Origin of the sequence: Rhodococcus sp. WB1, from assembly GCF_001700945.1 — a bacterium.
GTDB classification, from domain to species: domain Bacteria; phylum Actinomycetota; class Actinomycetes; order Mycobacteriales; family Mycobacteriaceae; genus Rhodococcus; species Rhodococcus aetherivorans.
In genome coordinates this window covers 4,650,041-4,662,402 of the sequence record NZ_CP015529.1, presented here as the reverse complement: position 1 = coordinate 4,662,402, position 12,362 = coordinate 4,650,041, and the positions used below count along the sequence as shown (strand labels likewise).

At 70.3% G+C, this 12,362-nt stretch carries 13 protein-coding genes; 4 read left to right on the top strand and 9 right to left on the bottom strand.

Features of this window, described 5'->3' with window-relative positions:
- The first annotated feature begins 10 nt into the window (after nt 1–10).
- The 4 genes from hsaA to hsaB are packed head-to-tail and all read left to right on the top strand — an operon-like array spanning nt 11 to nt 3,584.
- On the top strand, nt 11–1,186 hold the full coding sequence (gene hsaA / locus A4U64_RS20815) for a 3-hydroxy-9,10-secoandrosta-1,3,5(10)-triene-9,17-dione monooxygenase oxygenase subunit (protein WP_065923062.1): 1,176 nt from the start codon (nt 11–13) through the stop codon (nt 1,184–1,186).
- Between the two features lie 10 nt (nt 1,187–1,196).
- A complete protein-coding gene (hsaD, locus tag A4U64_RS20810; protein ID WP_006937757.1) occupies nt 1,197–2,108 on the top strand; it encodes a 4,5:9,10-diseco-3-hydroxy-5,9,17-trioxoandrosta-1(10),2-diene-4-oate hydrolase in 912 nt (303 codons plus the stop codon).
- 1 nt (nt 2,109) lies between these two features.
- Nucleotides 2,110–3,012: an iron-dependent extradiol dioxygenase HsaC gene (hsaC, locus tag A4U64_RS20805; protein ID WP_006937760.1), complete on the top strand. Its 903-nt coding sequence runs from the start codon at nt 2,110–2,112 to the stop codon at nt 3,010–3,012.
- Nucleotides 3,009–3,584: a 3-hydroxy-9,10-secoandrosta-1,3,5(10)-triene-9,17-dione monooxygenase reductase subunit gene (gene hsaB, locus A4U64_RS20800; protein ID WP_065923061.1), complete on the top strand. Its 576-nt coding sequence runs from the start codon at nt 3,009–3,011 to the stop codon at nt 3,582–3,584. The genes hsaC and hsaB overlap by 4 nt, the downstream gene beginning before the upstream one ends.
- A 25-nt stretch (nt 3,585–3,609) precedes the next feature.
- On the opposite strand, the gene A4U64_RS20795 is transcribed toward hsaB, so the two are convergent.
- From A4U64_RS20795 to fadD3, 9 genes are all read right to left on the bottom strand, one after another.
- Nucleotides 3,610–4,116 (bottom strand): DUF4190 domain-containing protein, encoded by a 507-nt coding sequence (locus A4U64_RS20795; RefSeq protein WP_065923060.1) that lies wholly within the window; start codon nt 4,114–4,116, stop codon nt 3,610–3,612.
- Nucleotides 4,113–4,772, bottom strand: coding sequence for a PRC-barrel domain-containing protein (locus A4U64_RS20790; protein WP_065923059.1), 660 nt, complete (start codon nt 4,770–4,772; stop codon nt 4,113–4,115). The genes A4U64_RS20795 and A4U64_RS20790 overlap by 4 nt, the downstream gene beginning before the upstream one ends.
- 76 nt (nt 4,773–4,848) lie before the next feature.
- A complete protein-coding gene (locus tag A4U64_RS20785) occupies nt 4,849–5,565 on the bottom strand; it encodes an acetoacetate decarboxylase family protein (protein ID WP_043797523.1) in 717 nt (238 codons plus the stop codon).
- Nucleotides 5,566–5,748: 183 nt separating this feature from the next.
- Nucleotides 5,749–6,624: an aldo/keto reductase gene (locus A4U64_RS20780; protein ID WP_029540948.1), complete on the bottom strand. Its 876-nt coding sequence runs from the start codon at nt 6,622–6,624 to the stop codon at nt 5,749–5,751.
- Nucleotides 6,625–6,726: 102 nt separating this feature from the next.
- Nucleotides 6,727–7,776 (bottom strand): acyl-CoA dehydrogenase family protein, encoded by a 1,050-nt coding sequence (locus A4U64_RS20775; protein ID WP_065923058.1) that lies wholly within the window; start codon nt 7,774–7,776, stop codon nt 6,727–6,729.
- A complete protein-coding gene (locus A4U64_RS20770; protein WP_006937774.1) occupies nt 7,773–8,738 on the bottom strand; it encodes an acyl-CoA dehydrogenase family protein in 966 nt (321 codons plus the stop codon). Before A4U64_RS20770 ends, A4U64_RS20775 begins: the two co-directional genes overlap by 4 nt.
- Nucleotides 8,735–9,895: an acyl-CoA dehydrogenase family protein gene (locus tag A4U64_RS20765; protein ID WP_006937775.1), complete on the bottom strand. Its 1,161-nt coding sequence runs from the start codon at nt 9,893–9,895 to the stop codon at nt 8,735–8,737. Before A4U64_RS20765 ends, A4U64_RS20770 begins: the two co-directional genes overlap by 4 nt.
- Nucleotides 9,895–10,794, bottom strand: a complete 900-nt coding sequence (locus A4U64_RS20760) for an enoyl-CoA hydratase (protein WP_006937776.1) — start codon at nt 10,792–10,794, stop codon at nt 9,895–9,897. The genes A4U64_RS20765 and A4U64_RS20760 overlap by 1 nt, the downstream gene beginning before the upstream one ends.
- Nucleotides 10,791–12,338, bottom strand: a complete 1,548-nt coding sequence (fadD3, locus tag A4U64_RS20755) for a 3-[(3aS,4S,7aS)-7a-methyl-1,5-dioxo-octahydro-1H-inden-4-yl]propanoyl:CoA ligase (RefSeq protein WP_065923057.1) — start codon at nt 12,336–12,338, stop codon at nt 10,791–10,793. The genes A4U64_RS20760 and fadD3 overlap by 4 nt, the downstream gene beginning before the upstream one ends.
- Between the last annotated feature and the right edge of the window lie 24 nt (nt 12,339–12,362).

The window sequence follows — 12,362 nt, the reverse complement described above, 5'->3', positions numbered from 1 at the left end:
GGAGCGTCCAGTGGGCGACCACGAGAGCCACGAGGTACTGCAGCGGATCGACGCGCTGCTGCCCGCCCTGCGGGAACGTGCACAGGAGACCGAGGATCTTCGCCGCATCCCCGACGACTCGATCAAGGCGCTGCAGGAGACGGGGTTCTTCCGGCTGCTCCAGCCGAAGCAGTGGGGCGGCTACGAGGCCGACCCGGTGCTGTTCTACACGGCTGTCCGCAACATCGCGAGCGCGTGCGGCTCCACCGGATGGGTGTCCGGGATCATCGGTGTCCACAACTGGCACCTGGCCCTGTTCTCGCAGCAGGCCCAGGAGGACGTATGGGCCGAGGACACCGACGTGCGCATCTCCTCCTCCTACGCCCCGATGGGCGCCGGCGAGGTCGTGGACGGCGGCTACCGGGTCAACGGCGCGTGGGCCTGGTCCTCCGGGTGCGACCATGCCACGTGGGTCGTCGTCGGTGGCCCAGTCCTCAAGGACGGCCGCCCCGTCGATTTCGGCAGCTTCCTGATCCCGCGCGCGGACTACGGGATCGACGACGTCTGGAACGTGGTCGGCCTGCGCGGCACCGGGTCGAACACGATCGTGGTCGAGGACGTGTTCGTGCCCCGGCACCGCTTCCTCAGCTTCAAGGCGATGAGCAACCTCACCGCCCCCGGCCTCGAGCGCAACACCGCGACGGTCTACAAGATGCCTTGGGGCACAATCCATCCCACCACGATCTCCACGCCGATCGTCGGCATGGCCTACGGCGCCTACCGGGCCCACGTCGAGCATCAGGGCAAGCGCGTGCGCGCCGCCTACGCGGGGGAGAAGTCCAAGGACGATCCGTTCTCGAAGGTGCGGATCGCCGAGGCCTCGAGCGACATCGACGCCGCGTGGCGCCAGCTGTCCGGAAACGTCGCCGACGAGTACGCGCACCTCGTCGCCGGCGAGGAGGTCCCGATGGAACTGCGGCTGCGCGCCCGTCGCGACCAGGTCCGCGCCACCGGCCGCGCCATCGCGTCCATCGACCTGCTGTTCGAGAACTCCGGTGCCACCGCCCTCGCCAACGGCACGCCGATCCAACGGTTCTGGCGCGACGCCCACGCCGGGCGTGTCCATGCCGCCAACGACGCCGAGCGCGCCTATGTGATGTTCGGCGCCGGCGAGTTCGGACTGCCGATCACCGACACGATGGTGTAGGGAGACCGAATTGACTGCGACGGAAGAGATCACCTACGAGTCGACGTCCCGGTTCGCTCAGGTGCGCCACGACCTGCGGCTGCACTACCACGAGGCGGGGGTCGGACACGACACCACGATCGTGTTGCTGCACGGCGGCGGTCCGGGCGCCTCCGGCTGGTCCAACTTCGCCCGCAACATCCCCGTGCTGGCCGAGCGCTTCCACGTCATCTGTGTCGACCAGCCCGGTTACGGCAAGTCCGACAAGCCCACCGAGCATCCGCAGTACTTCGTGCACAGCGCCACCGCGCTGAAGGACCTGCTCGACCACCTCGGCGTCGACGGGCGCGTGCACCTGCTCGGCAACTCGCTCGGCGGCGGTGCCGCGGTGCGGTTCGCACTGGACTTCCCGGACCGGGCCGGACGGCTCGTGTTGATGGGGCCGGGGGGATTGAGCGTCAATCTCTTCGCGCCCGACCCTACCGAGGGCGTGAAGCACCTCGGCCGGTTCGCGGCGCCGCCGGAGGGCCCGACCAGGGAGAAGCTCGAGGCGTTCCTCCGGGTGATGGTGTACGACCAGTCGCTGATCACCGAGGAGCTGGTCGAGGAACGCTTCGCCGCCGCGAGCACCCCCGAGTCGCTCGCCGCTGCGCGCGCGATGGGAAAGTCGTTCTCCGGACCGGACTTCGAGCTGGGGATGCTCTGGCGCGACGCGTACAAGCTGCGGCAGCGGGTGCTGTTGATCTGGGGCCGGGAGGACCGGGTCAATCCGCTCGACGGGGCACTCGTCGCGCTCAAGCTCATCCCCCGCGCCCAGCTGCACGTCTTCGGCGGCTGCGGGCACTGGGCCCAGCTCGAGAAGTTCGACGAGTTCAACCGCCTGACAATCGATTTCCTGACCGACCGGAGCGGTCGGGGCGAGCGAAGCGACGGGAGTGTCTGACATGGGTATCCGATCCCTCGCGTATCTGCGCATCGGCGCCACCGACATGGACGCCTGGCGCGAGTACGGGCTGAAGGTGCTCGGCATGGTGGAGGGCAAGGGTGTCCACCCGGACGCCCTGTACCTGCGGATGGACGACTTCCCGGCCCGGCTGATCATCGAGCCGCACGAGAGCGACCGGCTGCTGGTCGCGGGCTGGGAGACGGCGAACGCCGCTGAGCTGCAGGAGGTGCGCGACAACCTCGCGGCCGCCGGGGTCCCGTTCAAGGAGGGCACGGCCGAGCAGCTCGCCGACCGTCGTGTGGACGAGCTGATCGTGTTCCAGGACCCGTCCGGCAACACCCTCGAGGCGTTCCATGGGGTGGCGCTCGAGCACCGCCGCGTGGTCAGCCCGTACGGGCATCGGTTCGTCACCGGCGAGCAGGGACTCGGGCACGTCGTCCTGTCCACCCGCGACGACGAGGAGGCCCTGCACTTCTACCGCGACGTCCTCGGCTTCCGGCTGCGGGACTCGATGCGCATGCCGCCACAGATGGTGGGCCGCCCGGCCGACGGGAAACCGGCCTGGCTCCGCTTCTTTGGGTGCAACCCACGGCACCACAGCCTGGCGTTCCTGCCGATGCCCACGCCGAGTGGCATCGTGCACCTGATGATCGAGGTGGAGAACGCCGACGACGTCGGGCTGTGCCTGGACCGGGCGCTGCGCCGGAAGGTGAAGATGTCGGCGACGCTGGGCCGGCACGTCAACGACCTCATGCTCTCGTTCTACATGAAGACCCCGGGTGGCTTCGACGTCGAATTCGGCTGCGAGGGAAGGCAGGTCAAGGACGAGGAGTGGATCGCCCGGGAGTCCACAGCGGTCAGCCTGTGGGGTCACGACTTCAGCGTGGGGATGCAGCCGTGACCACCGCCGACGACGGTGGGATCGACCCCCGGGTCTTCCGGAACGTGCTGGGCCAGTTCTGCACGGGGGTCACGATCATCACCACCGTCGACGCGGGCGAGCCGGTGGGATTCGCCTGCCAGTCGTTCGCGGCGCTGTCGCTGGACCCGCCGCTGGTGTTGTTCTGCCCGACGAGGACGTCGCGGTCGTGGACCGCGATCGAACGATCCGGGCGCTTCTGCGTCAACGTGCTCGCGGAGGAGCAGCAGGACACGTGCGCCCGGTTCGGGTCCCGGGAGCCGGACAAGTTCGCCGGCGTCGAGTGGCGCCCGTCGCCGCTCGGCTCGCCCGTCCTGACCGGATCCCTGGCGCACATCGACTGCACCGTCGAGACCGTGCACGACGGCGGCGACCACTGGGTGGTGTTCGGACGGGTGTCCTCGCTCAGCGAGGTGCGCGACGAGAAGGAGCGGCCGCTGTTGTTCTATCGCGGCCAGTACACCGGCATCGAGCCGGACAAGACCGTGCCGGCCCCCTGGCGCGACGACCTCGAGGCGTTTCTCACCAGTACCTCGGAGGACACCTGGCTCTAGGGGGCCGGCACGGCCGGCCGGACGGTTACTCGCCGGGCTGGGGCACCTGGATGCTGTCGGGCAGCTGGTCGCGGGCCCGGTCGAGTTGCTGTTCGAGCTGCTCGACCATGCGGTCGTTGTTGAGCACCGTCACCACACCCGCCACGTAGGCGATCGACAGCACGAGCGAGACGATGCTGAGCACGATGCCCGCGATGGCGACGCCGCGCCCGGTCACGCCCAGTCGACGTGCCGCGCGAAGACCCACGATGCCGAGCACGAGCCCGACGACGGACAGCACCAGACCCACGGGGGAGAGGACGAGCGAGAGCACGCACACCAGGGCGGCGGTGCCGACGGCGAGTGCGAGGGCGGCGGCCACACTCGTCTTGGCCGGCTTCGTCGTCACCCGCTCCTCGAAGGGCGCGGCGGCGGTGGTGCGGTCCGTCACCCGGTCGTCCGTGACCACGCGCTCGCGGCCGGGAACGGGGTCGCGGCCGGGAACGGGGTCGCGGCCGGCGGCACTGGCACCGGCAGGCTCGCGTTCGATCATCGTCGGTCCTCCTGGTCGGGGTGCTGGCCGGGGGCGCCCTCGTCGACGTAGTACTCGGTGGTCACGACCCGCTTGTGGAGTCGCGGGCCGGGCGAGGGGGCGCCGTGTTGCGTTGTGTCACCGGTGCCACCGGGATGCGACGGTGTGGCCGACGGCGGAGCCGAGGTGGACACACCCGGCGCGCCTCCCTGCGGCGTCCGATGGGTCTCCGGTGTCCGGTCGGTGTCGCGCAGCCGATCGGCGTCGGGTGTCCGGTCGGTGTCCGGCGTCCGGTCGGTGTCGCGCAGCCGATCGGCGTCGGGTGTCCGGTCGACGTCCGGTGCGCGACCGGTGTCGGTGTCGGTATCCGCCCTGTCGTAGTAGCGGTAGAGCTGCGTCTCCTCCTCGGGGGTGAGACGGCCGTCCTCGTCGATGTTCGGGGCGCCGGTCACCGTGTCCTTGTCGAACGGCAGACGGATGTCCTTGCCGTCCAGCTCGGCGACGTCGATCGGCACGAAATGCCGACGGGTGCCGAACAGGCCGGTGACGACGGTGATCCAAGCAGGGTTCCCGGTGCGGTTGTCGAGGTAGACCTCGCCGACCTTGCCGAGCTTGTCGCCGCCGGGTCCGTAGACGGTGGCGCCGACAAGTGCATCGATGTCGCTGTTGTTGATCATGGTGACCTCACCGATCGATTGTGTCTTCGACTCGGTGGGTGCCCGCTGCGACGGGCGCCGAAACCCGAAGGCCGGATCAGATCGGTTCGGCGTCTCCGAAGGTCATCTGCAGACGGGGGATCGACGAGGTGAGCAGCGCGCGCCGGGGCAGCCCCAGCGCGCGCAGTTCGCCGGCGATGGGGTGGGTTCCGAGGCGCAGGGTGGCACCGCCGACGCGGCTGCGCACGCCGGCGGGATTCATCGCCCATCCGGTGCGCCGGGTGATCCCGTCCAGATGGGAGTAGGCCGTGACGGAGGCGGCGGCACCACGCCCGGGAACCGCGAGGCCCGGGCGCACCGACAGTTCCGCGATCAGCTGCCCGTCCCGGCTCACGGACGCGCGCTTGACGGCGCCGGCGTGGTCGGCGTCGAAGTCGGCGAGGATCTTGGGGAACCCCCAGATTCCCCGTCCTGCCGCCAGGGTGAACTCGCCGTCGACGGGCAGTTGATGGATCAGGGCGCCGGCGCCGCCGCGGGCGAGTTCCCGCAGATCCTGCAGCACGGTACCGCCGCGCCGGCGATGGTCACGAACGAGGAAGCACACGCCGAACTCGTTGTAGGGTCCGAGATCTCCGTCGACGTAGTCCACGAACACCAGGATGCAGATACCGCGCCCCGGGCGGTGGTGCAGCAGTTCGAGTCCCGTGTGATCGATCAGGGCCCGAGCCGGGGCGGCGGGCACCGAGTACATCGCCATGAATGCCGTCGCGGTCCGAATCCGCACCGGCATCTCGATCGGGGTGCCCGAGATCATGTGTGTCGTCACGTCCTGCCCCTCTGCGCGAACCGATCGCGAACCCGCGACCGGCCGGGTCCTGAATGAGAACGTGTTCTACTATTTGTGCTGCGTCCTGGAAGCGCAAGGTGATCGGCGAATACGCCCGGAAACGGGCAGCCGCGTGCCGAGGGGCGCGGCTGCCCGTGCGGGGATCGTCCGTCAGTCCGGCGCGCCGATGTTCATCTCGTCCGGGTGCATGCCGACGCGCGTGCCGTCGTCGAGGGTCGCGATCTCGCTTAGGTCGAGGTCGTCGAGTTCGAAGTCGAACACGTCGAAGTTCTGCGCGATCCGCGCGTCGTGGACCGACTTCGGAATCACGATCAGGCCGTTCTGCAGGTGCCAGCGGATCAGCACCTGGGCCGCGGACTTGCTGTGCCGGTCCGCGATGCGCGTGATGATCGGATCGATCAGCAGCGTGTTCGGCTTGGAATCGCGCCCCCACCCGGAATTGCTGGTACCGCCCAGCGGGCTCCACGATTCGACGGCGATACCGTGGTCGGCCGCGAAGGCGCGGATCTCCTGCTGGGGCAGGTGCGGGTGCAGCTCCACCTGGTCCACGGCGGGCAGCATGCCGCCGCGATCGACGAGCAGCTGCAGGTGGTGCGGCTCGAAGTTGCACACGCCGATCGCCTTTGCCCGGCCGGACCCGGCGATCTTCTCGAGTGCGTCCCAGGTGCGCAGCAACCGGTCGTTGTCCTGCAACGGCCAGTGGATCAGGTACAGGTCGACGTAGTCCGTGCCCAGGCGGCGGAGGCTCTCGTCGAACGCCTGCAGTGCCCGGTCGTAGCCCTGGTCGGCATTCCACAGCTTCGTGGTGAGGAAGACGTCCTCCCGCGGGACCGCGGAGGCCGCGATACCGCGCCCGACGCCCTCCTCGTTCCCGTACGCGGCGGCGGTGTCGATGTGCCGGTAGCCGGCCTCGTCGAGGGCGAAGCGCACGGCGTGTTCGGTCTGCTCGTTGGTGGCCTGCCAGACTCCCAGGCCGAGCTGCGGGATGGTGGTTCCGGAATTCAGCGTGATCACGGGAGTGCTCATCGTCCCAGGCTAACGACTGCCGGATCGCCCCGCGGCCCGAGCGAATGTACCCCTCACTCGATCAGGCCGACGCGATGGTTCATTCGCTCGGGCACGCGGGCGTCACATTCCGATCGCGGCCAGGAACTCGCGCGGCTGCCCGAACAGCTGGGCGGTGCCGTGGGCGCGCTTGAAGTACAGCTGCGCGTCGTGTTCCCACGTGATGGCGATGCCCCCGTGCAACTGGATCGTCTCCGCGGCCACCTGCTCGAACGCCTCCGAGCAGTACACCTTCGCCGCATACGCGTCCTGCGTATCCTGCGACAGCGCCGCCGCGTACGACATCGAGCGCGCGGTCTCCACCAGCGCGTACATGTCGGCCATGCGGTGCTTGAGCGCCTGGAAGGACCCGATGACGCGGCCGAACTGCTTGCGGTTCTTTGTGTACTCCACGGTCAGATCCAGCGCGGCCTGTGCCGCACCGACCTGCTCGGCCGACAGCGCGATCAGCGCGACGGTGCGCAACCGGTCCACGAGATCCTCCGGGCACGCGAGCGGCCGTCCGGTCACCCCGTCGAACCGCAACTGCGCGAGGCTGCGGGTCGGGTCCATCGTCGGCACCCGGCGCCGGGTCACGCCGGTCGCGTCCGGATCCACCCCGAACAGGGCGACGGCGTCCCCGTCGCGCGCGAGCACCAGCAGGGTGCTCGCGACGTCTCCGCCGAGCACGTAGTGCGCGGTGCCGTCGAGTCGGTCGCCGGTCGCGGTCACCCCCGGCGACGACCAGCCCGCCCCCGAGGCCCAGCACACGGCCGCGATCTCCCCGGCGGCGATGCCCGGCAGCAGCCGCGCGCATGCTTCGGTGTCGCCGGACAGCAGCAGCGCCTGCGCCGCGAGCACCGCCGAGCCGAGCATCGGTGACGGCGTCAGCGTCCGGCCGAGTTCCTCGAGCACGACGTGGGTCTCGGCGAGCGAGGCGCCCACCCCGTCGTAGTCCTCGGGCACGGCGAGCGCCGCCACCCCGATCTGCTCGACCATCCGCTCCCACAGGCCGGCGTCGTAGCCCTCGGGCGCGGTGATCGCCTTGCGCACCGCCGACGAGTCGGAGTGCTTGGCGAGCAGGTTGCGCACCGACTCGCGCAGCGCGGCGCGGTCCTCGGTTTCGAACGTCACGACGCCTCCAGCGCGTCGACGATCCGCGCCCGGTGCACGTCGGGCGTGCCCCATGCGGTGACGAGGGCGCGGACCTTCGTCAGCCACAGCGACAGATCGTGTTCCCGGGTGTAGCCGATGGCGCCGTGCACCTGCAGCGCGGTCCGGGCCGCACGGTAGGCGGCGTCGCCGCATGCGACCTTGGCGGCAGAGACGTCCCGCGACGCCTGCGGCAGCCCGTCGCGCACCGACAGCGCCGCGCCGTGCAGCAGCGGCCGGGCCATCTCCAGCGCGACGGCCACCTCGGCGAGGTGGTGCTTGACGGCCTGGAAGGAGCCGATGGCCCGGCCGAACTGCCGGCGCTGCTGCGCGTACTCGGTGGTGCGCTCGAGCAGCGTCCGGCCGAGCCCCTGCAGCTGCGCCGCGGTGGCGAGCGCGCCGAGGTCGAACGCGGCGCCGAAGTCGGCTTCACCCAACGACTCTCCCGCCGAGACGGGGAACAGCCGGCGGGCCGGGTCGACGGACTCGCGCGGCTGCCCGGGGGTGCCGACGGACACGGCTGAGCCGTCGACGTGCAGCACCAGGTCGGCGATGTCGGCGTCGACCGCGAACGGCACGTCCGGAGCGGCGGCGACTGTCGCGAGCGCGCCGGAGGTCAGGGCCGGCAACCGGTCCGGCGCCGCGGCCGCGAGCAGCACCGGGGCGACGGCGACGGTGTCGACGACCGGGCCCGGCACGGCGTGGCGGCCGAGTTGTTCGACGGCGACGACGAGGTCGACCGCGTCGGCACCCACGCCGTCGTGGTCCTCGCCGACGAGCAGGCCGCCGAGCCCGATCTCGGCGAGACGCTGCCACACCTTCAGACCGGGGCCGGTGTCGCCGGCGCTCCACGCGCGGATCACGGCCGGCATGTCGGACTTGGCGAGCAGCGCATCGATACTGGACGCGAAGTCCTCGTGGGAGGAGTCGAGCGCGAATCTCATCGGTCGCCCTTCGGGAGGCCGAGCAGGCGCTCGGCGATGACGTTCTTCTGGATTTCGTTGGTGCCGGCGTAGATCGGGCCGGACAGCGAGAACAGGTAGCCGTCCGTCCAGCCGTCGACCAGCTCGGCGGCGGCGCCCTGCAGATCGAGCGCCGTCTCGTGGGCGGCGATGTCCCACTCCGACCAGAACACCTTGTTGATGGACGACTCCGCGCCGAGCTGCCCGCCGTCCTGCAATCGCGTGACCGTGCCCCAGGTGGACAACTCGTAGGCGCGCGCGCCGATCCAGGTGTCGGCGACGCGGTTGCGCAGGGCCGCGTCGCCGTGCAGATCCGACGACTTGTACAGCTGCAGCAGCCGGTCGGCGGTGGCGAGGAACCGCCCGGGGGAGCGCAGCGACAGGCCGCGCTCGTTGGAGGCGGTGCTCATCGCGACCCGCCAGCCCTCGTTCACGCCGCCGATGACCCCGGACGCGCCGGGGTCGGCGGGGTCGTCGGGCACGAACACGTCCTCGAGGAAGATCTCGGCGAAGCCGGGCTCGCCGTCGAGCTGGTCGATGGGCCGGACGGTGACGCCCTCCGCGCGCAGGTCGAACATGAAGTACGTGATGCCCTTGTGCCGCTGCGCTTCCGGGTCGGAGCGGAACAGGCCGAAGCCCATGTCCGCGAAGGACGCCCGGGAGCTCCACGTCTTCTGCCCGTTGAGCAGCCAGCCGCCGTCGACGCGGGTGGCCGTCGAGCGCAGCGACGCGAGGTCGCTGCCGGACTCGGGTTCGGACCAGGCCTGTGCCCAGATGTCGTCGGCGCGCGCCATGCGGGGCATGATGCGGGCGAGCTGGTCGGGGTGGGCGTGCTCGAACAGGGTGGGGGCGAGCAGGAAGATGCCGTTCTGGCTGACGCGTCCGGGTGCCCCGGCGCGGTAGTACTCCTCCTCGAACACCACCCACTGCAGCAGCGAGGCGTCGCGGCCGCCGAGTTCCTCGGGCCAGGACACCACGGACAGCCGGGCGTCGGCGAGGGTGCGTTCCCACCGCCGGTGCTCTTCGAAGCCCTCCGCGGTGTCCATCGACTTCAGTGGGGTCTGCGGGACGTGCTCGGCGAGGAACGCGCGGACCTCGTCGCGGAAGGCGAGGGTTGCGTCGTCGAACTCGAGATCCACTACTTCGCTCCGTCCTGGGCCGTGGGGCCCGCGTTGCTCGCGGGGGAGGGGCGGGCGCTCGCCGCCATCGACTTGGCGTTCATGCCGCCGAGGGAGTCGGTGCCGACCTCGGCGTTGTGGGCGTGGGCGAAGTGGTGCAGGCCGAACACCGAGTCCATGCCGTTCCGCATGCCCATCTGGTCCTCGCACTGGTTGACGGCGCGCTTGGTCAGGGCCAGGCCGAACCGTGGCATTTCGGCGATACGCGCGGCCAGGGCGAGGGTCTCCTCCTCGAGCTTCTCGCGCGGCACGACGCGGTTGACCATGCCGACCTCGTATGCGCGCTGGGCGCCGAAGCGGTCGCCGGTGTAGAGGATCTCCTTGGCGAAGCGGGTGCCGAGGACCCACGGGTGGGCGAAGTACTCCACTCCGGGAATGCCCATGCGCACCACGGGATCGGAGAAGAACGCATCCTCCGACGCGACGATCAGGTCGCACACCCAGGCGAGCATGAGGCCGCCGGCGATGCACGCGCCCTGCACCATCGCGATCGTCGGCTTGGGGATCTCCCGCCAGCGGCGGCACATGCTCAGGTACACCTCCATCTCGCGGGCGTAGCGCTGGTCGCCGCCGGGCTTGTCGACGTGGTCCCACCACATGACGGCCTTGTTGTCGTAGTGCACGTGGTGATCACGCCCGGGGGTCCCCAGGTCGTGGCCGGCGGAGAAGTGCTTGCCGTTGCCGGCGAGCACGATCACCTTCACCTCGTCGTCCTCGACGGCCCGTTCGAACGCGGCGTCGAGGGCGTAGGTCATCACCGAGTTCTGCGCGTTGCGGTAGTCCGGCCGGTTGAGGGTGACGATCGCGACGCCGTCGCGCACCTCGTAGGTGACGACGTCGGGTTCGTAGGGGACGGTCATGACTTCTCCTCACGCAGAATGTTTTTCAGAACCTTGCCGGACGGGTTGCGGGGCAGGTGCCCGGTGAAGCGGACCGAGCGGGGCACCTTGAAGTTGGCCAGCTTCTCCTTGCAGAACGCGATCACGGCCTCCTCGGTCAGGCCGCTGCCCTCGAGGGCGACGACGTACGCGCGGCCGACCTCGCCCATGCGCTCGTCGGGCACACCGATGACCGCGACCTCGTGCACGCCGGGCAGACGCATCAGCGCCGCCTCGATCTCGGCGGGATAGACGTTGAACCCGCCGCTGATGTACATGTCCTTGAGCCGGTCGGTGATGTCGAGGTAGCCGCGTTCGTCGAGGGTGCCCACGTCGCCGGTGTGCAGCCAGCCGTCGGCGTCGATCGTCTTGGCGGTGGCCTCCGGGTCGTCGAGGTAGCCGAGCATCACGTTGGGGCCCCGCAGCAGGATCTCGCCCTTGTCGCCGATGCGGACCTCGAAGTCGGCGGTGGCGCGGCCGGAGGAGGTGGAGACGGTGACGGGATCGTCGTCGGTGCGGCACATCGTCGCGACCACGGCCTCGGTCTGCCCGTACGCGGTGAGCACCGCGTCGAAGCTCAGTTCGTTCTGCATGCGTTCGACGAGCGCGACGGGCACGGGTGCGGCCCCGGTGACCGCGATCCGCAGGGACGACATGTCGAATTCGTCGCGGCGGGGGTGGTCGAGGATGCTCTGGTAGATCGTCGGCGCCCCGGGCAGCACGCTGATCCGCCGGTCGGCGACGGTGGCCATCACCTTCTCGACGTCGAACACCGCCATCGGCACGACGGTGCTGCCCGCGAGCAGCGCCGCGACGAAACCGGCCTTGTATCCGAAGCTGTGGAAGAACGGGTTGATGACGAGATAGTTGTCGTCCGGCGTGAGTTCGGCGCAGTCCGCCCACGCCCGGGCGACCCCGATCAGCTGCCGGTGGGCGCTGAGCACACCCTTGCTGCGCCCGGTGGTGCCGGAGGTGAACAGGATGTCGGAGACGTCGTCGGGGGAGACGGCCCGCGCGCGGGCGTCGGCTTCGGCGCGCGCGTCCTCCGTCGCCGAGGCCAGGAACTCGTCCCAGTCCACCACGCCGTCGGCGGGGGCATCGGTCCCACCCAGCGGGACCCGCACGACGGTGGGAAGGTGCAGTTCCGGCGCCGCGGCGCGCAGGGCCGCGTACCGGTCGGTGCCGAGGAAGTCCCCGGCAACGACGAGGGCGCCGGCGTCGATCCGGTCGAGGATGTCGTGCGCCTCGTCGCCGGTGTATCGGGTGTTGACGGGGACGACGATGCCGCCGGCCCAGTGGATCCCGAGCGCGGCGACGATCCAGTGGTGCGTGTTGGGCGACCAGATCGCGACGCGTGCGCCGGGCCCGACGCCGTGGGCGACGAGGGCGGCGGCGAATTCGCGGACGTGGTCGCGCAGTTGTGCGAACGTCGGTTGCACGTCGCCGTCGACGATCGCGGTCCGGTCGGCGTGCGCCGATGCGGCGCGTTCGAGGGCCGCCGGTGTGGTTCTCGGTTGTGCGGTCACGGAGCTCCCTACCTAGCAAGTGCT

Bases quoted from the DNA above. Each gene is read 5' to 3' on its own strand.
- A4U64_RS20790 (WP_065923059.1), bottom strand. From the start codon at position 4,772: ATGATCAACAACAGCGACATCGATGCACTTGTCGGCGCCACCGTCTAC.
- A4U64_RS20795 (WP_065923060.1), bottom strand. From the start codon at position 4,116: ATGATCGAACGCGAGCCTGCCGGTGCCAGTGCCGCCGGCCGCGACCCC.
- A4U64_RS20760 (WP_006937776.1), bottom strand. From the start codon at position 10,794: ATGACCGTCCCCTACGAACCCGACGTCGTCACCTACGAGGTGCGCGAC.
- A4U64_RS20785 (WP_043797523.1), bottom strand. From the start codon at position 5,565: ATGATCTCGGGCACCCCGATCGAGATGCCGGTGCGGATTCGGACCGCG.
- A4U64_RS20770 (WP_006937774.1), bottom strand. From the start codon at position 8,738: ATGAGATTCGCGCTCGACTCCTCCCACGAGGACTTCGCGTCCAGTATC.
- hsaC (WP_006937760.1), top strand. From the start codon at position 2,110: ATGGGTATCCGATCCCTCGCGTATCTGCGCATCGGCGCCACCGACATG.
- A4U64_RS20780 (WP_029540948.1), bottom strand. From the start codon at position 6,624: ATGAGCACTCCCGTGATCACGCTGAATTCCGGAACCACCATCCCGCAG.